The organism is Aeromonas aquatica, assembly GCF_000764655.1.
GTDB classification, from domain to species: domain Bacteria; phylum Pseudomonadota; class Gammaproteobacteria; order Enterobacterales; family Aeromonadaceae; genus Aeromonas; species Aeromonas aquatica.
Genome location: NZ_JRGL01000017.1, coordinates 59,666 through 82,223 on the forward strand (window position 1 = coordinate 59,666; position 22,558 = coordinate 82,223).

20 protein-coding genes are annotated in these 22,558 nt (G+C 60.8%); 12 read left to right on the top strand and 8 right to left on the bottom strand.

Features of this window, described 5'->3' with window-relative positions:
* Positions 1-93 precede the first annotated feature (93 nt).
* Positions 94-564: an outer membrane lipoprotein gene (locus LG30_RS0105020; RefSeq protein WP_033129622.1), complete on the bottom strand. Its 471-nt coding sequence runs from the start codon at positions 562-564 to the stop codon at positions 94-96.
* A 17-nt stretch (positions 565-581) separates the two neighbouring features.
* On the opposite strand from LG30_RS0105020, the gene aat reads away from it, so the two are divergent.
* The 3 genes from aat (at position 582) to infA (ending at position 2,289) form a co-directional block, all read left to right on the top strand.
* Positions 582-1,289 carry a leucyl/phenylalanyl-tRNA--protein transferase gene (gene aat / locus LG30_RS0105025; RefSeq protein WP_033129623.1) on the top strand — a complete coding sequence of 236 codons (708 nt, stop codon included), beginning with the start codon at positions 582-584 and terminating at the stop codon, positions 1,287-1,289.
* Complete coding sequence (locus LG30_RS0105030) at positions 1,286-2,002, top strand: arginyltransferase (RefSeq protein ID WP_033129624.1); 717 nt, start codon at positions 1,286-1,288, stop codon at positions 2,000-2,002. The genes aat and LG30_RS0105030 overlap by 4 nt, the downstream gene beginning before the upstream one ends.
* A gap of 68 nt (positions 2,003-2,070) precedes the next feature.
* Entirely contained in the window at positions 2,071-2,289 is a 219-nt protein-coding gene (gene infA / locus LG30_RS0105035) for a translation initiation factor IF-1 (RefSeq protein ID WP_005300033.1), read from the top strand.
* 69 nt (positions 2,290-2,358) lie between these two features.
* On the opposite strand, the gene clpA is transcribed toward infA, so the two are convergent.
* Both clpA and clpS read right to left on the bottom strand, forming a co-directional pair.
* Entirely contained in the window at positions 2,359-4,617 is a 2,259-nt protein-coding gene (clpA, locus tag LG30_RS0105040) for an ATP-dependent Clp protease ATP-binding subunit ClpA (protein ID WP_033129625.1), read from the bottom strand.
* A gap of 60 nt (positions 4,618-4,677) precedes the next feature.
* Positions 4,678-4,995 (bottom strand): ATP-dependent Clp protease adapter ClpS, encoded by a 318-nt coding sequence (gene clpS, locus LG30_RS0105045; RefSeq protein WP_033129626.1) that lies wholly within the window; start codon positions 4,993-4,995, stop codon positions 4,678-4,680.
* Positions 4,996-5,223: 228 nt separating this feature from the next.
* Between clpS and cspD the strand changes: the two genes are divergently transcribed.
* Entirely contained in the window at positions 5,224-5,442 is a 219-nt protein-coding gene (cspD, locus tag LG30_RS0105050) for a cold shock-like protein CspD (RefSeq protein ID WP_005300025.1), read from the top strand.
* Between the two features lie 122 nt (positions 5,443-5,564).
* On the opposite strand, the gene asd is transcribed toward cspD, so the two are convergent.
* Positions 5,565-6,677 carry an aspartate-semialdehyde dehydrogenase gene (asd, locus tag LG30_RS0105055; RefSeq protein ID WP_033129627.1) on the bottom strand — a complete coding sequence of 371 codons (1,113 nt, stop codon included), beginning with the start codon at positions 6,675-6,677 and terminating at the stop codon, positions 5,565-5,567.
* A 336-nt stretch (positions 6,678-7,013) separates the two neighbouring features.
* On the opposite strand from asd, the gene sugE reads away from it, so the two are divergent.
* Positions 7,014-7,328 (top strand): quaternary ammonium compound efflux SMR transporter SugE, encoded by a 315-nt coding sequence (gene sugE / locus LG30_RS0105060; RefSeq protein ID WP_033129628.1) that lies wholly within the window; start codon positions 7,014-7,016, stop codon positions 7,326-7,328.
* Positions 7,329-7,593: 265 nt separating this feature from the next.
* On the opposite strand, the gene LG30_RS0105065 is transcribed toward sugE, so the two are convergent.
* Positions 7,594-8,292 carry a B3/B4 domain-containing protein gene (locus tag LG30_RS0105065; RefSeq protein ID WP_033129629.1) on the bottom strand — a complete coding sequence of 233 codons (699 nt, stop codon included), beginning with the start codon at positions 8,290-8,292 and terminating at the stop codon, positions 7,594-7,596.
* A 291-nt stretch (positions 8,293-8,583) separates the two neighbouring features.
* Between LG30_RS0105065 and ycaO the strand changes: the two genes are divergently transcribed.
* The 3 genes from ycaO (at position 8,584) to pflB (ending at position 13,899) form a co-directional block, all read left to right on the top strand.
* Positions 8,584-10,344 (top strand): 30S ribosomal protein S12 methylthiotransferase accessory factor YcaO, encoded by a 1,761-nt coding sequence (gene ycaO, locus LG30_RS0105070; protein WP_033129630.1) that lies wholly within the window; start codon positions 8,584-8,586, stop codon positions 10,342-10,344.
* Positions 10,345-10,726: 382 nt separating this feature from the next.
* Entirely contained in the window at positions 10,727-11,575 is an 849-nt protein-coding gene (gene focA, locus LG30_RS0105075) for a formate transporter FocA (RefSeq protein ID WP_033129631.1), read from the top strand.
* 41 nt (positions 11,576-11,616) lie between these two features.
* On the top strand, positions 11,617-13,899 hold the full coding sequence (gene pflB, locus LG30_RS0105080) for a formate C-acetyltransferase (RefSeq protein ID WP_033129640.1): 2,283 nt from the start codon (positions 11,617-11,619) through the stop codon (positions 13,897-13,899).
* A 119-nt stretch (positions 13,900-14,018) separates the two neighbouring features.
* On the opposite strand, the gene phnX is transcribed toward pflB, so the two are convergent.
* The 3 genes from phnX to phnW are packed head-to-tail and all read right to left on the bottom strand — an operon-like array spanning position 14,019 to position 17,402.
* Complete coding sequence (gene phnX / locus LG30_RS0105085) at positions 14,019-14,858, bottom strand: phosphonoacetaldehyde hydrolase (protein WP_052100852.1); 840 nt, start codon at positions 14,856-14,858, stop codon at positions 14,019-14,021.
* Positions 14,851-16,263, bottom strand: coding sequence for an aspartate aminotransferase family protein (locus LG30_RS0105090; protein WP_033129632.1), 1,413 nt, complete (start codon positions 16,261-16,263; stop codon positions 14,851-14,853). Before LG30_RS0105090 ends, phnX begins: the two co-directional genes overlap by 8 nt.
* Complete coding sequence (gene phnW, locus LG30_RS0105095; RefSeq protein ID WP_033129633.1) at positions 16,263-17,402, bottom strand: 2-aminoethylphosphonate--pyruvate transaminase; 1,140 nt, start codon at positions 17,400-17,402, stop codon at positions 16,263-16,265. The genes LG30_RS0105090 and phnW overlap by 1 nt, the downstream gene beginning before the upstream one ends.
* A 229-nt stretch (positions 17,403-17,631) precedes the next feature.
* Between phnW and phnR the strand changes: the two genes are divergently transcribed.
* The 4 genes from phnR to LG30_RS0105115 all read left to right on the top strand — a co-directional run.
* Positions 17,632-18,339, top strand: a complete 708-nt coding sequence (phnR, locus tag LG30_RS0105100; RefSeq protein ID WP_033129634.1) for a phosphonate utilization transcriptional regulator PhnR — start codon at positions 17,632-17,634, stop codon at positions 18,337-18,339.
* A gap of 119 nt (positions 18,340-18,458) precedes the next feature.
* On the top strand, positions 18,459-19,478 hold the full coding sequence (locus tag LG30_RS0105105; protein ID WP_033129635.1) for a putative 2-aminoethylphosphonate ABC transporter substrate-binding protein: 1,020 nt from the start codon (positions 18,459-18,461) through the stop codon (positions 19,476-19,478).
* A 269-nt stretch (positions 19,479-19,747) separates the two neighbouring features.
* Complete coding sequence (locus LG30_RS0105110) at positions 19,748-20,842, top strand: putative 2-aminoethylphosphonate ABC transporter ATP-binding protein (RefSeq protein WP_033129642.1); 1,095 nt, start codon at positions 19,748-19,750, stop codon at positions 20,840-20,842.
* Positions 20,839-22,558: putative 2-aminoethylphosphonate ABC transporter permease subunit (locus tag LG30_RS0105115; RefSeq protein WP_033129636.1), on the top strand; the 1,720-nt coding region annotated here is incomplete at its 3' end. The genes LG30_RS0105110 and LG30_RS0105115, both read left to right, overlap by 4 nt.

Genomic DNA, 22,558 nt, shown 5'->3' on the forward strand with positions numbered 1-22,558 from the left:
ATCCCGTGTAGTACCGCCCGGCGCCCCTTAGTGGTGGCCGCCGGGTCATTCCCCTCCCCCTGCTTGCCTTCTCTTGCCGCTCGTTGAGCGCGCTCAATAGGTCTTGTCGACTCGCACGCCATCGCTGAAGTAAAGGATCCGTACCTTGTCACCACTGGCGAACTGCATGGCCGGATCGTAATCCTGGATCACGTTGATAAGCCCGTCCTGATCATTTCGAATGAGCAGTTCAACCAGCTTGTTCTCCACCACGCTGCCGCCTGACTGGTACTGCTGCGCCGCAGCCGCCCCGGCCAGGGCCCCCACCGCAGTGGCGATCTCCCGCCCATGGCCACCGCCGAACTGATTGCCGAGCAAGCCTCCCAGCACGGCGCCCCCCAAGGTCTTCCAGCCGGAATGCTCGGACTCCACCATCTGGCGCTGGGTGATGTTGCGCACCGTGTCCACCTGACCAAACACCACCTGATCCACGGGACGCGCCGTGTTGCGCTCGTATGGCGCAGCCCAGGCGGGCGCCGTGACAAAGCCAAGCAAGCTGGATACTATCAGGATAATGGCCTTCATCTATGAACCTCTGTCTTATGTCTCGCTATCTTACCCAACTGGATGATGAGCTGTGCTGGTTCCCCTCCCCCAGCCATGCGCTGGAAGAGCCCAACGGCCTGCTGGCCATCGGCGGCGATCTCTCCCCTGACCGCTTGCTGGCAGCTTATCACAGGGGGATCTTCCCGTGGAATGAGCCGCACCAGCCTCTGCTGTGGTGGTCGCCGGATCCCAGAGGCGTCGTCGAGCCCGAGCGGTTGCACATAGGGCGCAGCCTGCACAAGTTTATCCGCCGTACCCCATTCGATATTTCCATCGATTGCGCCTTTAATGAGGTGATAGCAGCCTGCGCCGCACCCCGTCGCAGTGCCAGTGGAACCTGGATAAGCACGCCCATGATCGACGCCTATCAGCAACTTCACCGCCTGGGCCACGCCCACTCCATCGAGATCTGGCAGGACGGCCAGCTGCAGGCCGGGCTCTACGGTCTCTCCCTCGGTCGCGTCTTCTGCGGCGAGTCCATGTTCAGCCGCATCGATAACGGCGCCAAGCTGGCCATGGTGGCGCTCTGCAGCCACTTCGCCCGCCATGGCGGCGCCCTCATCGACTGCCAGATGCAAAACGACTTCCTGGCGACCCTGGGAATAGAACAGTGGCCCAGACGCCAGTTCCTAACGGCCCTGGCGAGTCTGAGTCAGCAGCGACTGAGCGATGGCTGCTGGCAGGCAGGGAGCATCAGCTTATGACCGAAGAAGTGATCCTCAAGGTCGGCTTGACCCCCAAACACCCCTGCAGCTACCTCGGCCACGAGCAGGAGCAACTGCTGGTGCTGATGGATCACGAGCTGCTCAATGCCGCGGGCTATGAGCGGCTGTTGACGGCAGGATTTCGGCGCAGTGGCAACGACATCTATCGCCCCCACTGCCCAGCCTGCAGTGCCTGCCAGTCCCTGCGTATCCACAGCGAGCGTTTCGTGCCGAGTCGCGGCCAGAAACGCATTCGCCAACTGAACCGGGATCTGGAGTTGGTACTGAGCTATGACGACAAACCCGAATATTATCAGCTCTACGAGCGCTACATTCGCGAACGCCACCGCGATGGCAGCATGTACCCGCCGAGCCGCACCCAGTACAAAGGCTTCCTGCATTGCGACTGGATGCCCCCGCTTTATCTGGAGATGCGCAAAGAAGGACGGCTCATCGGGGTCGCCACGACGGATATGCTACCCCATGCCCTGAGCGCCATGTACACCTTCTTCGATCCGGACTATGCCGATCGCTCCCTCGGTACCTTCGCCATTCTGAGTCAGTTGGAACTTGCCCGGCGCACCGGTCGTAGCTGGCTGTATTTGGGCTATCTGGTGGAGGCGTGCCGCAAGATGAATTACAAGCGCCAATACCTGCCCCACGAGCTGCTGGTGCAGGGAGAATGGAAAAAATTCGACACCAAGCCCGAGTAAACTTTACACATAGCCTTAAATCCGGCATGATCCAGCGGTTTTTTGTTGTGGCTTATCAAGAGGATTCAATGGCTAAAGAAGACAGTATTGAGATGCAGGGTACCATTCTCGAAACCTTGCCCAATACCATGTTCCGTGTGGAACTGGAAAATGGTCACGTGGTTATCGCTCATATTTCCGGCAAGATGCGCAAAAACTACATCCGTATCCTGACTGGGGACAAAGTAACGGTGGCTCTGACTCCGTACGATCTCTCCAAGGGACGTATTGTTTTCCGCTCTCGCTAAGCCAGGAATTCAGCAAAAAACCCCAGCCTCTCGGCTGGGGTTTTTTGTCATTTCTGGTATTCAACACACTTAGTGGGAGACAGCTTCAACATTGACCTGAAAGTCAAAGCTGAGGCTGTTATCCACCAACTCCACCTTCACCACCCCACCATCGACCAGTGAACCAAACAGGATCTCATTGGCCAAGGGCTTTTTGAGGTGCTCCTGAATGACCCGTCCCATGGGTCTGGCACCCATCGCCCGATCGTAACCCTTCTCGGCCAACCAGTGACGTGCCTCTTCGGATACCTCGAGTGACACGCCTTTGGCATCCAGCTGTACCTGCAGTTCGACGATGAACTTGTCGACCACCTGGTGGATCACCGTCATGTCCAGATGGTTGAACCAGATGGTATGATCGAGCCGGTTACGGAATTCCGGGCTGAACGTCTTGTTGATCACCGCCATGGCGTCGTGGCTCATGTCCTGTTGCTGGAAGCCGATGGACTTGCGCTGGGTCTCCTGCACCCCTGCGTTGGTAGTCATCACCAGGATCACGTTGCGAAAATCTGCCTTGCGGCCGTTGTTGTCCGTCAGGGTCCCGTTATCCATCACCTGCAGCAGCAGGTTGAAGACATCCGGGTGCGCCTTCTCGATTTCATCGAGCAGCACCACAGAGTGCGGATGCTTTAGCACCGAATCGGTCAGCAAGCCCCCCTGCTCGAAGCCGACATAGCCGGGAGGCGCCCCGATCAGGCGGGAGACGGTGTGGCGCTCCATGTATTCGGACATGTCAAAACGCAGTACCTCGACCCCAAGCGCCTTGCCGAGCTGCTGGGTGACTTCGGTCTTGCCCACCCCGGTCGGGCCGGCAAACAGGAAGCAGCCCACGGGTCGGCGCTCATTACCCAGGCCGGAGCGCGACAGGCGGATCGCATCGGTCAACACCGCTATGGCCTTGTCCTGACCGAACACCACCATCTTGAGATTGCGCTCCAGGTTCTTCAGCACCTCCTTGTCGGAGGAAGAGACAGATTTTTCCGGAATGCGGGCAATCTTGGCGACGATGGCCTCGATTTCCGGCACATTGATCACTTTCTTGCGCTTGCTGACGGGCAGCAGACGCTGACCCGCTCCCGCCTCGTCGATCACGTCGATCGCCTTGTCCGGCAGGTGGCGATCGTTGATGTACTTGGCCGAGAGCTCGACCGCGGCCCGGATCGCCTTGACGGTGTAACGCACGCCGTGGTGTGACTCATAACGGCTCTTGAGCCCCATCAGGATACGGGTGGTGTCGTCCACACTTGGCTCGACGATATCGATCTTCTGGAAGCGACGCGCCAGGGCCCGGTCTTTTTCGAAGATCTGGGAATATTCCTGATAGGTGGTCGAACCAACACAGCGCAGCAGACCGTTGGAGAGCAACGGCTTGATGAGGTTGGCCGCATCCAGCTGACCACCGGATGCCGCCCCCGCCCCTATGATGGTGTGGATCTCGTCGATAAACAGGATGGCCCCTTCCTGGCGCTCGATCTGCTTGAGCAGCACCTTGAGACGTTTCTCGAAGTCGCCGCGATACTTGGTCCCCGCCAGCAGGGAGCCCATGTCCAGCGAATAGATGGTGCTGTTTGCGATAACCTCGGGCACATCGCCCTTGACGATGCGATAAGCCAGTCCCTCGGCGATGGCGGTTTTGCCGACACCGGCCTCCCCCACCAACAGCGGGTTGTTCTTGCGGCGACGACACAGGACTTGAATGGTACGGCTCAGCTCCTGATCCCGTCCGATGAGCGGATCGATGCGTCCCTCCAGCACCAGCTGGTTGAGGTTGGTGGCAAAGCTCTCTATCTGGGCAGAGGAGACCTCGTCATCAGACTCGGCATTATTGCCGCTACCGCCGTTCTCGGGTTTGCTGTCTTTGCGCACCCCGTGGGAGAGGAAATTCACCACGTCCAGCCGGCTTACTTCGGCTTTTTTCAGGAAATAGGCGGCCTGGGACTCCTGCTCACTGAAGATGGCGACCAGCACATTGGCGCCGCTCACCTCGGTATTGCCGGACGACTGGACATGGAACACGGCCCGTTGCAGCACGCGCTGGAAGCCCAGGGTGGGTTGGGTCTCACGGTCTTCATCATCGCGGGGGATGAGCGGGGTCGTTTGATTGATGAATGCGCGGATCTCCTTGCGCATCAGCTCCACATCAGCACCACATGAACTCAGCGCCTCATGGGCTGAGCTGTTATCCAACAGGGCTAACAACAGGTGCTCGACGGTCATGAATTCGTGGCGCTCGTCACGGGCCAGTTTGAAAGCCTCGTTCAGCGTCTTTTCTAGATCTTTGTTCAACATAGGCACCTCCCCTCAGTACAACAACAATGCGGTGTCGTTCTCGCTATCAAGTCATCAGATTCAAGCCTTTTCCATGGTACATAGCAGTGGATGTTCGTTGTTACGTGCGTAGGTGTTAACCTGGACCATCTTGGTCTCGGCAATCTCGGCGGTAAATGTGCCGCAGACTCCCTTACCACTATAATGCACACTCAGCATCACCTGAGTGGCCTTGTCCAGATCCATACCAAAGAACCTTTGCAGCACCTCCACCACGAACTCCATCGGTGTGTAGTCATCGTTGTTCAACACGACCTTGTACATGGGTGGCGGTTGCAGCTTCGTTTTCTCTGCTTGTGCAATCTCTTCATTAGCAAAGAGTTCTTTCTGCTTGCTCATAATTGCGCTTTGGTACCTCTAGATTACTACCGTCTCGTCGAAGATTGTCAATAGACTTGTTAACCAGATCACATCGGTTGTTAACAACTTCTTGACTCGCTCAAAAGTTGGACTAGATTGGTTACTTGCTAATCGGCGCCCGTCTGCTATGGGCTGATGTTCTAGTTATATAAGGCTGGCGCAGGTTACTCAACGACTTCAGGGTAATCAATAAAAGGATGTAGATGTATGGCAACCGGAACAGTCAAGTGGTTCAACAACGCAAAAGGATTTGGGTTTATCTGTCCGGAAGGCGGTGGTGAAGATATCTTCGCTCACTACTCCACGATACAAATGGAAGGTTACAAGACCTTGAAAGCAGGTCAGGCAGTCAACTTTGAACTGCAGCAGGGGCCGAAAGGAAATCACGCCTCTGTCATCGTGCCAAACGAAGCACAGAACATGTAAGAGTCAAACTGGATAAATTGAAAAACGGCATACCGCTAGGTTGCCGTTTTTTATTGGGCATCAATCGTAAAAAAGGAAGGCCAGGCCTTCCTTTTTTGCTGTGCAGCGCAGCGCGTCGCCTATCAGCGATCCAGCAAGATGTTGAGCATGCGGCGCAGCGGTTCGGCGGCGCCCCACAACAGCTGATCACCCACGGTGAAGGCCGCCAGGTATTCCGGCCCCATGTTGAGCTTGCGCAGACGGCCCACCGGGATGCTGAGGGTGCCGGTAACGGCGGCCGGGGTCAGCTCGCGGGCGGTGATGTCGCGATCGTTCGGGATCACCTTGACCCAGTCGTTGTGAGCCGCGATCAGTGCCTCGATCTCGGCCAGCGGCACATCCTTCTTCAACTTGATGGTGAAGGCCTGGCTGTGGCAGCGCAGGGCGCCGATCCGCACGCAGAGGCCATCCACCGGAATGGCAGCGTCTTCGATGCCGAGGATCTTGTTGGTTTCCGCCTGGCCCTTCCACTCTTCACGGCTCTGGCCGTTATCGAGCTTGGTGTCGATCCAGGGGATGAGGCCGCCGGCCAGCGGCACGCCGAAGTTGTCCACCGGCAGGGTGCCGGAGCGGGTCTTCTCGGTGATCTTGCGCTCGATGTCGAGGATGGCGGAGGCGGGATCCGCCAGCTCCACCGCCACTTCGTCGCGCAGCAGGCCCATCTGGGTAACCAGCTCGCGCATGTGGCGGGCACCGCCACCGGAGGCGGCCTGATAGGTGGCCACGCTCACCCACTCCACCAGATCGGCCTTGAACAGGCCGCCCAAGGCCAGCAGCATCAGGCTGACGGTGCAGTTGCCACCGACGAAGGTCTTGATGCCGTTGTTCAGGGCCTGCTCGATGACGTCGCCGTTGACCGGATCCAGGATGATGACGGCGTCCTTATCCATGCGCAGGGAGGAGGCGGCATCGATCCAGTAGCCTTTCCAGCCGGCGGCCAGCAGACGCGGATAGACATCCTTGGTGTAGTCGCCGCCCTGGGCGGTGATGATGATCTCCTGCGCGGCCAGCGCCTCGATGTCGAAGGCATCTTGCAAGGTGCCGGCATCGACGCCGAAGTTGGGGGCGGCCTCACCGGCCTGGGAGGTGGTAAAGAAGGTGGGCTGAATGCGGGCAAAGTCTTTCTCTTCCTGCATCCGGCTCATCAGCACCGAACCCACCATGCCACGCCAACCGACCAAACCTACTTTTTTCATAATGTCCTACCCTGGATAGCTGCTATTAAAAACGAAGCGTCATACGCCGTGACCCCTTGCCGGACGCGGGTCCGTTCACAAGTTCGTCACAAGATTGATTTGCAAAAACTGCGTCTGTCCACATTACGGATTGTCGCGGCGGGCGCAAGTCGAATTGCGCAATATTCTGTGTCGATTGCCGCAATATCCACCGCCGTCGCCCCCTTGGCAGCGGCACTTGGCAACAAGACGCGCTTTGGGGCATGATTGGCGCTGGTTGGCAGTCGCACTGCCCCTTGGGGACGACCCCGAGGCTCCTCTCCCCGCAGGGACGACCCTGCCCCGCTGGAATTCACCATGCCCTGGTTACTCCTGCTACTGGCCGGCCTGTTCGAGGTCGCCTGGGCCATAGGCCTCAAATACACAGACGGCTTCAGCCGTCCCCTCCCCACCCTGCTGACCCTATCTGCCATGGGGGTGAGCGTGGTGCTGCTCGCCATGGCGGTCAAACAGCTGCCACTCGGCACCGCCTACGCGGTCTGGACCGGCATCGGCGCCGTCGGCACCGTGCTGATGGGGATCTGGCTGTTCAACGAACCGGCCACCCTGGCGCGGGTACTCTGCCTGACGCTGATCGTGGGCGGCATCCTGGGGCTGAAATTTATCGGCTAGGGAAGACACAGGGGAGCGGACTAACCGATCCCCTGCTCCATCGGCGTGACCAGTGCCAAGCGACACGCACTCATTCCGATATATCACTACTTTTAGCGATTTTTTATCCTTCTTTATCTGTAGGGTACATATAAAGCAGCATATCTAGCTGCCATGGTCAGATGTTTATCAACGGCTCGGCTCTCGACAAGCCCCGATCAGTGCGCATAAAAATGGCCACTCAGGGTGGCCATCCTCTTCTCACTTTTTTATGCCCAGGCCAGCGTTATCCCTCAGTCAGGCAGCCGATCAGCTCTTGCTCTATGTTGGCGTCCGGCATCATCTGCCTCAACCCCTCGATCAGCCGATCACCGGCCTCCTGCAGCGCCGCCAGCGGCATCGGCGGCAGGCTCTCCAGGATGAACCACATCTGCCCGGACTCGGCGCTGAGCCGGGTTCTGACTCCCTGCCGCCAGTTCCAGCGCCGGCAGGTCACGCCCCTGTCATCGCGCCACACCACCTCACCGGGCTCCGGGCTTTCATGGGCGGGCTCCCCTTCTTTCATGGTGTCGAACAGCTCGCTGCCGTCGGCCACGATGAGGCGCGGCACCCCCTCATAGGCGGTCAAATCCTCGCCGCCGACCGGGATGGCGTATTCGATGCTGATGGCGTTGTAGAGATCCACCACGGGATCGATGCAGGGCAGGCTGCCCTCACGCTGCACCCGCTTGAGCAGGGCCTGGGCCGAACAGGGGGTGCGTTGGGGCTTGGCGCCGAAGCGCTTGAATACTTCGTCCCAGGCGCGCAGGTGATCCTGTGCCCAGGGGGCGCCTCCCGCCGCGACCGACTGGCAGGCCTGCGCCAGGGCCCGACTGCCGACCTCGGCATCGACGATGGGGGCCCCGTCGACCAGAATGCTCAGGGCCCGAAATCCCGGAGCCAGGGTGGTCACGCCGGGTGTAATCTGTGGTGTCATCAATGGCATAGCAACTCCCAATGGATAGGCTCTGGGGAAGGCAATAATGAAGGGCGACCCGTACCGGAATGCGGCGCGTATACCCTCCCCGAGCAAGAGGGGCCCATGATGGAGATAGACGGACCATAAAAAAAACTACTTTTTCTTAATGTTGTTTAGAGAAACTTATAAAGGAGGGGCATAACGGCCCCGGATTGCAGCGCGCAGCGCCCCTGGAATGGGATTGTCCTCGCCGCTTCCCCGCCGACTCATGCTATTATCTGCGGCCAAACATGAGTCAATAAAAATCAGGATATTGTGATGACCGACCACACTTTTATTCCCGGCAAGGACGCGGCACTGGAAGACTCCATCGAACGCTTCCAGACCAAGCTGCAAGCCCTGGGGTTTGATATCGAAGAGGCTTCCTGGCTCAACCCTGTGCCCAATGTCTGGTCCGTGCACATCCGCGACAAGGAGTGCGCCCTCTGCTTCACCAACGGCAAGGGTGCCAGCAAGAAGGCCGCCCTGGCGTCGGCCCTCGGCGAGTATTTCGAGCGTCTCTCCACCAACTACTTCTTCGCCGACTTCTATCTGGGGGAGCAAGTTGCCAACGGCGACTTCGTCCACTACCCGAACGAGAAGTGGTTCCCCATCGAAGGGGATCAGCTGCCCACCGGTCTGCTCGACGGCTTCACCCGCAAGTTCTACAACCCGGACGGTGAAGTCACCGCCGACATGCTGGTGGACTTGCAATCCGGCAACGAGGAGCGCGGCATAGTCGCGCTGCCGTTCGAGCGCCAGTCCGATCACCAGACCGTCTACATCCCGATGAACATCATCGGCAACCTCTACGTCTCCAACGGCATGAGCGCCGGCAACACCAAGACCGAGGCCCGCACTCAGGGGCTGTCCGAGGTGTTCGAGCGCCACGTGAAGAACAAGATCATCGCCGAGGCCATCAGCCTGCCGGAGATCCCGGCCGAGGTGATTGCCCGCTACCCCGGCATCGCGGCCTCCATCGCCGCATTGGAGGCCGAAGGCTTCCCCATCTACAGCTTCGATGCGTCCCTCGGCGGCCGTTACCCGGTCATCTGCGTGGTGCTGCTCAACCCGAGCAACGGCACCTGCTTCGCCTCCTTCGGCGCCCACCCGCGCTTCGAAGTGGCCTTCGAGCGCACCGTCACCGAGCTGCTGCAGGGCCGTGGTCTCAAGGATCTGGACGTGTTCGTCCCCCCCTCGTTTGACAACGAGCAGGTGGCGGATCACCACAACCTGGAGACCCACTTCATCGACTCCTCCGGCCTCATCAGCTGGGATCTGTTCAAGCAGGAAGCCGACTTCGAATTCGCCGACTGGGACTTCCGTGGTAGCTCCCAAGAAGAATTCGACCACCTGATCGGCATCTTCCACGAGCTGGAGCAGCCGGTCTACATCGCCGACTACGAGCACCTCGGCGTCTACGCCTGTCGCATCCTGGTGCCCGGCATGTCCGACATCTACCCGGTCGAGGATCTGCTGCTGGCCAACAACACCATGGGCGCCCACCTGCGCGAGACCCTGCTGGCCCTGCCGGCGCTGGAGTGGGACGCGGAGCAGTACATGGCGCTGTTCGATCAGCTGGATGAAGAGGGGCACGACGAGCGTACCCGGGTGCGCGAGCTGCTCGGCATCGCCGCCGCCAAGGGCACCGCCCTGCACACCCTCCGGGTCGGCGAGCTTAAAGCCATGCTGGCGCTGGCCGCTGGTGACTTGGAAAGCGCGCTGGATCTCATCGACTGGACCATGGAATACAACCAGTCGGTGTTCCCGAGCGATCGCACCAACTACTACCGCGCCCTGCGCGCCTGCGTCGAGCTGTTCCTGGATGAAGATCGCGATCCCGAGCAGTACCGCGCCGTGTTCAGCCGCATGTTCGGGGAAGAGACCCTGGCCGAGGCCTGGGCCCACGCCAGCGGTGAGGCACGCTTCCACGGGCTGGAGGCGGCCGACCTGTCGCTCTCCCAGTTCCCGCTGCACCAGAAACTGCTGGCCGCCTATGAGAAATTACAGAAGGCCAAACGAGCCCATTCCTGGGTCTGATGTGGTAATGTAACGAAGGGGCCCGATGGCCCCTTCTGTTTTATGGTCTACGCTTTGGCTGGCTGTTATTCAGGGATGAAATAAAAAACAAAAAATACCTCTTAGGGGGTTGTCAATCAGGGCACTTGTGTGCAGCGTTGCCGCAAAGCTATCTTGCCGATATATTTTAAGAAAAAATAATTTTAAATAGTTTAAAATCATCAACTTAACGACACCACCAATTCTGTTTCACCTGAAATCGGCTGTAAAGTCAAGCTTCCAGAGGGCTCAAATTTCTGTAGTAAAATTACATTCACAATCTGTAATTCTTGATCGATGTCAATTTTGGCGATCTGGCCCTTTGTTATGATTTCCACAGGCAAAATATGCAGGTACATGAGAATTGAAAGCAGAATCTCCCTTTGATTGTCTGAAGCCCGAAGCCATCGCTGCACTGGCAGAAGATATCACCTATGCCAAGGCCACCAAGCCTGCATACAAGACCATCCCACTGGCCATCACCGCAGGCGCCTTCATCGCCATCGCGTTTGTTTTCTACATTACCGTCACCACCGGCAGCAGCGGCATGTCCTGGGGCATGGCCAAGCTGGTGGGGGGGCTGTGCTTCTCCTTGGGCCTCATCCTGTGCGTGCTGCTCGGCGCCGAGCTGTTCACCTCCACCACCCTGACCCTGGTGGCCAAGGCGGCCAATCGCATCAGCTGGGCCCAGTTGCTCAAGAACTGGGGCCTGGTCTACTTCGGCAACCTCATCGGTGGCCTCATCGTAGTGGCGCTCATCATCATGTCGGCCGAGTACACGGCGGCGGATGGACAGTGGGGTCTGAACGCCCTGAAAGTCGCCCAGCACAAGATCCACCACAGCTTCTTCGAGGCCCTTGCCCTCGGTATTCTCTGCAACCTCATGGTGTGTCTCGCCGTGTGGATGGCGTTTGGCGCCCGCAGTGCCACCGACAAGGTGATGGTCATGCTGCTCCCCGTCGCCATGTTCGTGGCCTCCGGTTTTGAGCACAGCATCGCAAACATGTTTATGATCCCGGTCGGTATCGCTATCCACAGCGTCGCGAGTCCGGAATTCTGGCAGGCCATCGGCCAGGACCCGGCCACCTTCGCCGACCTGACCGTATCCAACTTCGTTCTACACAACCTTATTCCTGTCACCATTGGTAATATCATTGGTGGTGGCGTCATGGTTGGCTTGACTTACTGGTTTATCTTCCGTCGCCATCATTAAGGATGGCGGCTGACACATAAATACCTTGAGAGGTAATGAAAATGGCAGAACTTAACGAACAGTTCCAAAAAGCATGGGAAGGCTTCGCGGCCGGTGAATGGCAGACCTCTGTCAACACCCGTGACTTCATCCAGAAGAACTACACCCCGTATGAAGGTGACGAGTCCTTCCTGGTTGGCGCGACCGAAGCTACCACCAAGCTGTGGGACAAGGTCATGGAAGGCATCAAGATCGAGAACCGCACTCACGCGCCGGTCGATTTTGATACTGACCTGCCCTCCACCATTACCGCTCACGATGCCGGCTATATCGACCAGAGCCTGGAGCAAATCGTCGGTCTGCAGACTGACAAGCCGCTCAAGCGCGCCATCATCGCCAACGGCGGTATCAAGATGGTCAAGACTTCCTGCGAAGTATACGGCCGTCAACTTGACCCTATGGTCGAGAAGATCTTCACCGAGTACCGCAAGACCCACAACCAGGGCGTGTTCGATGTCTACACCAAGGACATCCTGAACTGCCGCAAGTCTGGCGTCATCACCGGTCTGCCGGATGCCTACGGCCGTGGCCGTATCATCGGTGACTACCGTCGTGTCGCCCTGTACGGCATCGACTTCCTGATGGCCGACAAGCTGGCCCAGTTCAAGTCTCTGCAAGCTGACCTGGAAAACGGCGTCAACCTGGAAGCCACCATCCGTCTGCGCGAAGAGATCTCCGAGCAGCACCGTGCCCTGGCACAGATGAAGGTCATGGCCGCCAAATACGGTTGCGACATCTCAGTACCGGCCAAGAACGCCAAAGAAGCCGTGCAGTGGACCTACTTCGCCTACTTGGCGGCAGTCAAGTCCCAGAACGGTGCCGCCATGTCCTTCGGTCGTACCTCCAGCTTCCTGGACGTGTACATCGAACGCGACCTGAAGAAAGGCCTGATCACCGAGCAAGAAGCCCAGGAGCTGATGGACCACATGGTCATGAAGCTGCGCATGGTTCGCTTCCTGCGTACCCCTGAATACGATTCACTGTTCTCCGGCGACCCGATGTGGGCGACCGAGACCCTGGCCGGTATGGGCGTTGATGGCCGTACCCTGGTCACCAAGAACAGCTTCCGTATGCTGAACACCCTGTACACCATGGGCCCGTCCCCTGAGCCGAACCTGACCATCCTGTGGTCCGAGAAGCTGCCGGTCGGTTTCAAGAAGTACTGCGCCAAGGTATCTATCGAGACCTCTTCCGTTCAGTACGAGAACGATGACCTGATGCGTCCGGACTTCAACAACGATGACTATGCCATCGCTTGCTGCGTGTCCCCGATGATCATCGGCAAACAGATGCAGTTCTTCGGTGCCCGTGCCAACCTGGCCAAGACCATGCTGTATGCAATCAACGGCGGCATGGACGAGAAGCTCAAGATCCAGATCGGTCCCAAGACTGAAATGGTCAAGGGTGAGTACCTCGAGTACAACGACGTGATGGACAGGCTGGATCACTTCATGGACTGGCTGGCCAAGCAATACGTCGCCGCCCTGAACATCATCCACTACATGCACGACAAGTACAGCTACGAAGCCTCCCTGATGGCGCTGCACGACCGTGACGTCTATCGCACCATGGCTTGCGGCATCGCCGGTCTGTCCGTGGCAGCTGACTCCCTGTCTGCCATCAAGTACGCCAAGGTCAAGCCGGTTCGTGACGAAGATGGCATTGCCATCGACTTCGAGATCGACGGTGAGTACCCGCAGTTCGGTAACAACGACGCTCGCGTCGATGACATCGCCTGTGACCTGGTCGAGCGCTTCATGAAGAAGATTCAGAAGCTCAACACCTACCGTGGCGCCGTGGCCACCCAGTCCGTGCTGACCATCACCTCCAACGTGGTGTACGGCAAGAAGACCGGTAACACCCCGGATGGCCGTCGCTCCGGTGCGCCGTTTGGCCCGGGTGCCAACCCGATGCACGGTCGTGACCAGAAGGGTGCCGTTGCCTCACTGACTTCCGTCGCCAAGCTGCCGTTCGCCTACGCCAAAGATGGTATCTCCTATACCTTCTCCATCGTGCCGAACGCGCTGGGTAAAGACATGGAATCCCAGAAAGCCAACCTGGCAGGCCTGATGGATGGTTACTTCCACCATGAAGCCAACCTGGAAGGTGGTCAGCACCTGAACGTCAACGTGATGAACCGTGAAATGCTGCTGGAAGCCATGGAAAACCCGGAGAAATATCCGCAGTTGACCATCCGCGTATCCGGTTATGCCGTTCGCTTCAACTCTTTGACCAAAGAGCAACAGCAAGACGTCATCACCCGTACCTTCACCGCTTCTCTGTAATCGAGTCGTAGTGACTAAAAACCGGCGCCCAGGCGCCGGTTTTTTTATGTCTGCTCTTCAGGATCCATCGGCTTGCAAGGCGGAGACACCCCAAGCCCCCATCCCTCACGCCACCTTGTTCAGGGCCGTTCGCCAGCCGCCATGCGGCGGTTGATATCCGTGATGACGGGGGCGATGTCGGCCAGGGTATCGATCACGTAGTGGGCCCCCGCGGCGCGCAGCTTGGCCTCGGCCGGCGCGCGCCGGGCGGCGATCTGCGCCTCGCTCATGGCGGCGAACGCTTGCAAGGTGGCGCCAAACTCGTTGCCGGAAACCGACAGCCCCACTGTCCACATGCCGGCATTCAGACCCTCGCTGATGCCGGGCACGGCGTCGTCCACCTTGATGCAGCGATGCACGGCGCTTAACCCGAGCTCAATCACGTTGGCCAGCGCCATCCAGGGACCGGGGCGCCCGCCCGCCTTGAGATCGTCGGTGGCGACCCAGTGATCCGGGCTATAGCCGTGCTCGGCCGCCGCCGGTACCAGCGCCTCCATCACGGGACGGGGGTAGCCCGAGCAGGAGCCGATGCGCAGCCCCTGCGCCCGCAGGCTCGCCAGCACCGGCAATACGCCCGGGATGGGGGCGGCGAAGCGGGTCACCGCCGCTATCTGCAGCGGCATGAAGGTGTGGTAGAGGTGATCCACCTCTTCGCGGCTCATGGGGTGGCCGAAGCGGGCCTGCCAGCGAGCATCCACCGAGGGCAGACGGCCCAGGGCGGCGATATGGTCCCACTTGCCCAACCCCATGGGCTGGCGCGCCTCATCCAGCGTCACCGCGAAGTCATAGGCGCGGACGAAGGCCTCGACGAAGATGGAGGTGGGGGCGAAGGAGCCAAAATCGACCACTGTGCCGGCCCAGTCGAGGATCAGCGCCTCCACGTCTGTGGTCGGGGCTACGGCAATCTGCAAGTCAGTCATGGTGATGTTCCTGTTCCGGTGAAAGGGCGATCTCGCCGAGGGCGTGATCGAGAATACTGAGCGCGCGCACCAGATCGGCGCGGGCTATGTTGAGCGGTGGCGAGAGCTGGATAACGTTGCCCTGGGAGACCTTGAAGCTGAGCCCGAGTTCCAGACAGCGGTAGAGCAGCCGCTCGGCGGCCTGGCTATTGCGCGTTCGACTCTGGTGATCGACCACCAGATCGAGCGCCCACAAGAGACCTATGCCGCGCACCTGGCCGATCAGCGGGTGGCGTTCGGCAAGCGCCGCGAGCTCGGCGGCCATGAAGCGACCATCCTCCCGCGCCTTGGCCAGCAGTCCCTCTTCACGAATGGTGTCTATGGTGGCGAGGGCCGCCGCGCAGCCGATGGGGCTCTTCTCGTGGGTGTAGTGACCGAGCGAAATAGCCGCCGCCTGATTGAAACGATCCCGGGTGATAAGCGCGGCAAAGGGCACCACCCCGCCCCCCAGCCCCTTGCCAAGGCAGATGATGTCCGGCTCTATGCCAAACTCCTCGAAGCTGAACCAGTGGCCGGTGCGACCGAGGGCATTGGGGATCTCGTCGACGATCAGCAGCACCTTGTGGCGATCGCAGATCTCCCGCACCCGCTGCCAGTAGGCCTTCGAGGGCACCTGCACATCGGTGTTGCGGATGGGCTCGGCGATAAAGGCGCCGATTCCTCCCTCCTTCTCGATGACGTACTCCAGATAATCGGCGTAGTGCAGGTCATCCCCCTCCCCGCGATACCAGACGCCGCGATAACGGGTGGGCGGCGGGATGCGCTCCACCCCGGCCATCAAGGGGCCCATGCCGGCGCGAAAACAGGCCTCGCCACCGACCGCAATGGCATCGAGGGAGGCGCCGTGAAAGGCATCCCAGAGGGACACCACCTTGCTGTTGCCGGTGATAAAGCGGGCAAGCTTCAAGGCAATTCCCACCACCTCGCTGCCGCCCGGGGCGAACAGCACCCGGTTGAGATCGCCGGGTGCCAGCTCGGCCAGGGTGCGGGCGCAGTCGATGGCGACCTGATGGGTGTAGCGGCGGGGCGCGAACGGCAGATCGGCAAGCTGCTGCTGCACCGCGGCCACGACGTTGGGGTGACCGTGGCCCAGTTGATGAACGCTGTTGCCGTGAAAATCGAGGTACTGCTTGCCAGAGACGCTGGTCAACCGGCTCCCCTGCGCCCCCTCCAACAGATCCAGACAGGGGGTTGAGAGGGCCTGATGGAGAAAGTAGCGGCTATCTTCTGCCAGCCCGGCCTGCACCGCTTCGCCCTGGCCTGCCCACCAGCGCACGCGCCCTTCCCCCAGGTTGATGTCCCCTTCGCTGTCGGCCCGGCCGCTGCCGTGCAGATCGCCGCCGGGCAGAGTATTGTGCGGCTTCATCACGCTTCCCCTTGCCAGTGGCAGGCGCCGGCCATGGCGGCGAGCAGCGCACGCATCTGCGTTGGCGTCACATCCCCGATATTGCCTATGCGGAAGCAATCCGCCTGGGAGACCTTGCCCGGATAGATGACAAAGCCCTGCCCCTTGAGCCGCTGATAGAAGTCGGCGAAGCGGTAGTCCGGGTGGGCCGGGGAGTAGAAGGCGGTGATGATGGGAGATTGCCACTCCTCTGGCAGCAACGGCACAAAGCCGAGCGCGGCCATCCCCGCCACCAAAGTGCACTGATTTTCGCTGTAACGCTGATGGCGTGCGGCAATGCCCCCCTCTTCGTCCAGCTCGCGCAGGGCCTGGGCGAAGGCCAGCACTGTATGGGTGGGCGAGGTAAAGCGCCACTTGCCCCCCTGCTGCTCCATGGTCTGCCACTGGGCGTGCAGGTCGAGGGAGACCGAGCGGGCGCGACCGGCGCAGGCCATGAGCGCGGCGCGGCGGGCGATGACGAAGCCAAAGCCCGGCACCCCCTGGATGCACTTGTTGGCGGAGCTGATGAGAAACTCGATGCCAAGGCGCTCCATGTCGATGGGGATGCCGCCAAAGCTGCTCATGGCATCGACGATCAGGCGGATGCCGCGGCGCTGGCAGAGTGCAGCGACTTCTTCAAGGGGATTGAGCATGCCGGTGGTGGTCTCGCAGTGCACCATGGCCAAGTGGGTGATCTCGGGGTGACACACCAACATGGCGTCGATGGCGGCAGGCTCGGGGCGGGTCGTCTCGCCGCAGTCCAGCTCATGGTGGCGCAGGCCAAGACAGCGAGCCATCTCCCCCATGCGGGCGCCGTAAGCGCCGTTGTTGATGATGAGCAGACACTCGTCGGCGCCGATGGCCGAGCCCAGCACGCTCTCCACCACATAGCTGCCGCTCCCCTGCAGCAGCACGGCGCTGTAGTCGCTTTCATATTCCGGGCCAGTGGCCAGCCGCACCAGCTCGCGGCGGATGGGCTCCACCACGCCGAGGTTATAGTCCGCATCCCAGGTGCAGCTGTCTTGCAGCATGGCAGCCCGCACAGTGGCGGTGGTCGAGAGGGGGCCCGGGGTCAGCAGCAGGTAATCGACGGCGGCGGGGGCCGCAGGAATATGGGTCATGACTTCGCTCCTTTTGGTATATACCAGAATGAGCGCATTGTGGGTAACTGCCCCGTCGAGGTCAAAGGGGTGGGGCCATGTGCAACAAAAAATTCATTTTCGGCGCCGGGATCGCGATAATCTAGGAAGCCTGAACAACAGGGGCAACACTGGTATCTACCAACGCATTATATCGCCTCCATTTAGCGACCGGACCTGCGCCCCAACCATTGCCCAGCCAAGGATTTTCATGAGCAAACCCCAATACCTGCAGATCAAGGATGCCCTCGCCAACCAGATCCTGGCGGGGGGCCTGGCCCCCAACGACAAGCTCCCCTCGGAGCGGCTGCTGGGAGAGCTCTACGGCACCACCCGGGTCACCATCCGCGAGGCGCTGGTGCAGCTGGAGGCGAACGGCCTCATCTATCGGGAGGATCGCCGGGGCTGGTTCGTCACCCCGCCGCGCTTTCGCCTCAACCCCAGGCGCACCTCCAACTTTCACCAGATAGTGCGAGAGCAAGGGGGCGAGCCGCGCACCGAGCTGCTGGAGAAAAGTCGCCAGGCGGTGCCCCCGGCACTGATGGCGCAGTTGCAGCTCAAGCCGTTCGACAGCCTGTTTCTACTCAAGCGGCTGCGCTATGCCAACGGGCGCGCCATCTGCTATTGCGAGAACCACTGCCTGCCAGCGCGGGTGCCCGGCCTGCTGGAGCTGGATCTTGCTGGCAGCCTCACCGAGATCTACCAGGCCCATTACGATCTCCATTACGCCCGCATGCAGGTGCGCTTCTTCCCCACCGCCCTGCCGGACGAGGTGGCCAAGGCGCTGGGGGCCACCGCCGGGCTACCCGCCCTGCGCCTCGAGCGACTCAACTTCGATCAGCACGGCCGGGTGCTCGACTTCGATCTGGAGTACTGGCGCCACGACAGCCTGGAGATAGAGGTGGATACCCAGGGTTAAATACGGCCAATCGAGTGCGGCAAAACGTCACTGAGCCGTCACCGTACCGTCATAAAGTTCCCCTAGCCTCTCTCTCGACCAATCTGGTTTATACCAAGCCAATTTAAATGGAGAAGAGGATGAAACAGGGAACCCATTTGCTGGCCGCCGCCGTGCTGGCCGCCATGACAGCCCCGGCACTGGCCGCGACCGATCTCACCGTCTACACCGCCTTCGAGCCGGAGCAGCTCGGCGAGCTGAAGACGGCGTTTGAGCGCCAGCACCCGGATATCAACATCAAGTGGGTGCGCGACTCCACCGGGGTGGTCACCTCCAGGCTGCTGGCGGAGAAGGCCCAGCCCAAGGCCGACGTGGTGTGGGGACTGGCCGCCACCAGCCTGATGCAGCTCGATCAGCAGCAGATGCTCAATGCCTATGCGCCGAAAGGACTGGACAAGCTCGACAGCCGTTTTCGTGACGGCAAGGCCGAGCCCCACTGGATTGGTCTGGACGCCTTCTTCAGCGCCATCTGCTTCAACAAGGTAGAGGCAGAGAAGCAAGGAATACCGGCACCGACCAGCTGGGCCGATCTCACCAAGCCCATCTACAAGGGCAAGGTGATCATGCCCAACCCCAGCTCCTCCGGCACAGGCTACCTGAGCGTTGCCGGCTGGCTGCAGACCATGGGCGAGCAGCAGGGCTGGCAGTTTATGAACGGTCTGCACCAGAACATCGACCGCTACACCCACTCGGGCTCGGCCCCCTGCAAGCTGGCCGCCAGCGGCGAGACGGTGATCGGCATCTCCTTTGACTTCCCGGCCACCAGCCTCAAGGCCAAGGGCGCCCCCATAGAGGTGGTGTTCCCGAGCGAAGGCTCGGGCTGGGACATGGAAGCCGCCGCCATCATCAAGGGCACGCCCAAGCTCGAAGCGGCCAAACAACTGCTCGACTTTGCCGCCACCGAGCAGGCCAACGCCCTCTACAACAAGTCGTTCGCTGTGGTTGCCATCCCGGGGGCCGCCCAACCGAGAGCGGGCTATCCGGCAGATATCAAGGGCCAGATGATCGACAACGACTTTGCCTGGGCAGCCCGCGAGCGCAACGCCATCCTGACCCAGTGGAGCGCCAGCTTCGACGGCAAGTCGGAAGCCAAACAGTAATCCAGATCAGGCCGGTTTGCTCGATGCCAACAAGCCACAGCCAATAAACCGATTGCCGAAGGCCAACCCAGGTTGGCCTTCGCTTTTTGGTTTCAGCCCCAGTGTTTGCTTCGCTCTCAATTGGTAGCCGCCGCCCATCTGCACGCGGCCAAGCCACCTGCTGGTGACCCGATGTCATCTGACTGTCATCGAGCCGTCATCCCCCAATCACCTGACCGTCACACTTCACCGGCAAACTGGTATATACCAAATCGGTAGCGAGTATGACCATGACCCAGCCCTATCTGGACATTCAACATCTCAACAAGCAGTTCGGTGCCTTCCAGGCCCTCAAGGGGATCTCTTTGACCATCCAGCCGGGGGAGTTTATCTGCTTTCTCGGCCCCTCCGGCTGCGGCAAGACCACCTTGCTGCGGGCCATCGCCGGGCTGGATCTGCCAGACAGCGGCGAGATCTGGCAAGGGGGGCGCAATATCTCCCGCCTGCCGCCCCAGGAGCGCGACTTTGGCATCGTGTTTCAGTCCTATGCCCTCTTCCCCAACCTGACGGTGGCCCAGAATATCGCCTTCGGCCTTGAGAATCAGGGACTGGCACGGGATGCCATCAAGGAGCGGGTCGATCACTGGCTGGGTCTGGTGGCTCTCACTGCCCAGTCCCACAAGTACCCGAGCCAGATCTCCGGCGGCCAGCAGCAGCGGGTCGCCCTGGCCCGCGCGCTTGCCCTCTCCCCCGGTCTGCTGCTGCTGGACGAGCCCCTGAGCGCGCTGGATGCCCTGGTGCGCACTCATCTTCGCAGCGAGATCCGCGCCCTGCAGCAGCGCCTGGGCATCACCACCATCATGGTGACCCACGATCAGGAGGAAGCCCTGACCATGGCCGATCGCATCGTGGTGATGGAGAGCGGCAACATAGTGCAGGTGGGCACCCCACAAGAGATCTACCACCAGCCGGCGAGCCGCTTCGTGGCGAGCTTCGTTGGCACCATGAACTTTCTCGAGACCCTGGTGCTAAGCCCCACCCAGGTGCGACTCAATGAACAACCCCTGACACTCGCCAACCGGGCGGCGGCGGGCAGCAAGCTGCAGGTGGCCATACGCCCGGAGGCCATCACCCTGGGCGCGCCGGACGAGCCTTATCTGGGTCAACATGGCGTCGCGGCACGGATCGAACAGGTGGAGTTTCTCGGCGCCGCCCAGCGCCTCATCTGCACCGCCGACACCTATCTCGGCCCGCAGCAAATTCTGGTGGAGCGCCCCACCCAGGCGCAGCCCCACCGCGAGCAGGGGGGCTGGCGCAGCGGCATGCGCTGCTCCCTGCACTGGCCCGCCGGGGCCATGCAGCTCTTTGAAGGAGAGCGTCCATGAGCCCTCATCTCTCCACCCCGGCACTGACAACCCAAGAAGGTCTGCCTCGCTACTCCCTGTGGCAGCGGCTCTGCAGCGGCTGGAGCCGGGACAGCCTGATCCAGCTCGTGCTGCTGTTGCTGGGCATAGCCCTGCTGATCGGTGGCCTGCTGCTACCCCTGCTCGCCATGCTGCAAAAGAGCCTGCAGGACATGGACGGCAACTGGGTGGGGCTCGCGAACTTTCGGGACTACGTCCTCTCCCCCAACCTGACCCGCACCATAGGCAACACCCTCTGGCTCGGGGTGCTGATCACCGCCCTGGTGGTGACCATCGCCTTTGGCTACGCCTATGCCCTCACCCGTACCTGCATGCCGGGCAAGAGCCTGTTTCGCCTCGTCGGCCTCATTCCGCTCTTGATGCCCTCCCTGCTGCCCGCCATCAGTCTGGTCTACTGGTTTGGCAATCAGGGGGTAGCTAAGGGGCTGCTTGGGGGCGAGAGTATCTACGGCCCCATCGGCATCGTCATCGGCCTCGGTTTCTGGTGCTTCCCCCACGCCCTGATGATCCTCATCACGGCGCTGGGACACAGCGATGCCCGTCTCTATGAGGCGTCCCGGGTGCTGGGCAGCAGCGGCTGGCGCACCTTTGTCACCGTCACCCTGCCCACCGCCCGCTATGGCCTGCTCAGCGCCGCCATCGCCGTCTTCACCCTCACCATCTGCGACTTCGGGGTGGCCAAGGTGATTGGTGGCCAGTACAGCGTGCTGGCCACCGATATCTACCGGCAGGTGATCGGGATGCAGAACTTCGCATTGGGGGCGGTCGCCAGCGTCACCCTGCTGCTGCCGGCGCTGCTGAGCTTTGCGCTGGAGCACAGGGTGCGCAGCAAGATGCAGGAGCAGAGCAGCACCAAGGCGGTGCACTATCAGCCCAAGCCCCATCGCGTGCGAGATCTGCTGGCGCTCGGCTGGTGCGCCCTCTGGGCCCTGCTGTTTCTGGCGCTGGTCGGCATGGCGGTCTACGGCTCCCTGGTGCAGTTCTGGCCCTACAACCTTGAGCTGACGCTGGATCACTACGCCTTTGACAGCAACAGCGTCTATGGCTGGCAGCCCTTTACCAACACCCTGCAGCTGGGCCTCTATACCGCCCTTGTGGGCACAGTGCTGGTCATGGTGCTGGCCTGGGCGCAGGAGAAGGGGCGCCACTTCGCATGGCTTCGCCAGCTGCTGCACCTGCTGGCCATGCTGTCGCTGGCGGTGCCCGGCATGGTGCTGGGGCTGGGCTACATCTTCTTCTTCAACCGGCCGGACAGCCTGCTCGGCAACCTCCATGGCACCCTGCCGCTGATGGTGCTCTCCTGCGTCATCCACTACTACACCGTGGGGCACATGACGGCGGTGACCTGCCTCAAGCAACTGCCCAGGGAGCTGGAGCTGGTGGCTATTTCCCTGCGCATCCCCCTCTGGAAGGCGTTCTGGCGGGTGACCCTGCCCGCCTCCCTTCCGGCGCTGCTGGAGATCTTCATCTATCTGTTCGTCAACGCCATGACCACCACCTCGGCGGTGATCTTCCTCTATTCCAGCGACAGCGTGCTCGCCTCCATCGCCGTGCTCAACATGGAGGATTCCGGCGATACCGCGGCGGCCGCCGCCATGGCCACCCTGATCCTGCTGGCGGCCGCCAGCGTCAAGCTGGCCCAGCTGTTCCTGAGCCGCACCCTGCTGACCCGTACCC

Bases quoted from the DNA above. Each gene is read 5' to 3' on its own strand.
- phnW (WP_033129633.1), bottom strand. From the start codon at position 17,402: ATGACCCATATTCCTGCGGCCCCCGCCGCCGTCGATTACCTGCTGCTG.
- LG30_RS0105090 (WP_033129632.1), bottom strand. From the start codon at position 16,263: ATGAAGCCGCACAATACTCTGCCCGGCGGCGATCTGCACGGCAGCGGC.
- sugE (WP_033129628.1), top strand. From the start codon at position 7,014: ATGCCCTGGTTACTCCTGCTACTGGCCGGCCTGTTCGAGGTCGCCTGG.
- ycaO (WP_033129630.1), top strand. From the start codon at position 8,584: ATGACCGACCACACTTTTATTCCCGGCAAGGACGCGGCACTGGAAGAC.
- LG30_RS0105020 (WP_033129622.1), bottom strand. From the start codon at position 564: ATGAAGGCCATTATCCTGATAGTATCCAGCTTGCTTGGCTTTGTCACG.
- LG30_RS0105065 (WP_033129629.1), bottom strand. From the start codon at position 8,292: ATGCCATTGATGACACCACAGATTACACCCGGCGTGACCACCCTGGCT.
- phnR (WP_033129634.1), top strand. From the start codon at position 17,632: ATGAGCAAACCCCAATACCTGCAGATCAAGGATGCCCTCGCCAACCAG.
- LG30_RS0105030 (WP_033129624.1), top strand. From the start codon at position 1,286: ATGACCGAAGAAGTGATCCTCAAGGTCGGCTTGACCCCCAAACACCCC.
- LG30_RS0105110 (WP_033129642.1), top strand. From the start codon at position 19,748: ATGACCCAGCCCTATCTGGACATTCAACATCTCAACAAGCAGTTCGGT.
- pflB (WP_033129640.1), top strand. From the start codon at position 11,617: ATGGCAGAACTTAACGAACAGTTCCAAAAAGCATGGGAAGGCTTCGCG.
- infA (WP_005300033.1), top strand. From the start codon at position 2,071: ATGGCTAAAGAAGACAGTATTGAGATGCAGGGTACCATTCTCGAAACC.
- clpA (WP_033129625.1), bottom strand. From the start codon at position 4,617: ATGTTGAACAAAGATCTAGAAAAGACGCTGAACGAGGCTTTCAAACTG.
- asd (WP_033129627.1), bottom strand. From the start codon at position 6,677: ATGAAAAAAGTAGGTTTGGTCGGTTGGCGTGGCATGGTGGGTTCGGTG.
- aat (WP_033129623.1), top strand. From the start codon at position 582: ATGTCTCGCTATCTTACCCAACTGGATGATGAGCTGTGCTGGTTCCCC.
- LG30_RS0105105 (WP_033129635.1), top strand. From the start codon at position 18,459: ATGAAACAGGGAACCCATTTGCTGGCCGCCGCCGTGCTGGCCGCCATG.
- phnX (WP_052100852.1), bottom strand. From the start codon at position 14,858: ATGACTGACTTGCAGATTGCCGTAGCCCCGACCACAGACGTGGAGGCG.
- clpS (WP_033129626.1), bottom strand. From the start codon at position 4,995: ATGAGCAAGCAGAAAGAACTCTTTGCTAATGAAGAGATTGCACAAGCA.
- cspD (WP_005300025.1), top strand. From the start codon at position 5,224: ATGGCAACCGGAACAGTCAAGTGGTTCAACAACGCAAAAGGATTTGGG.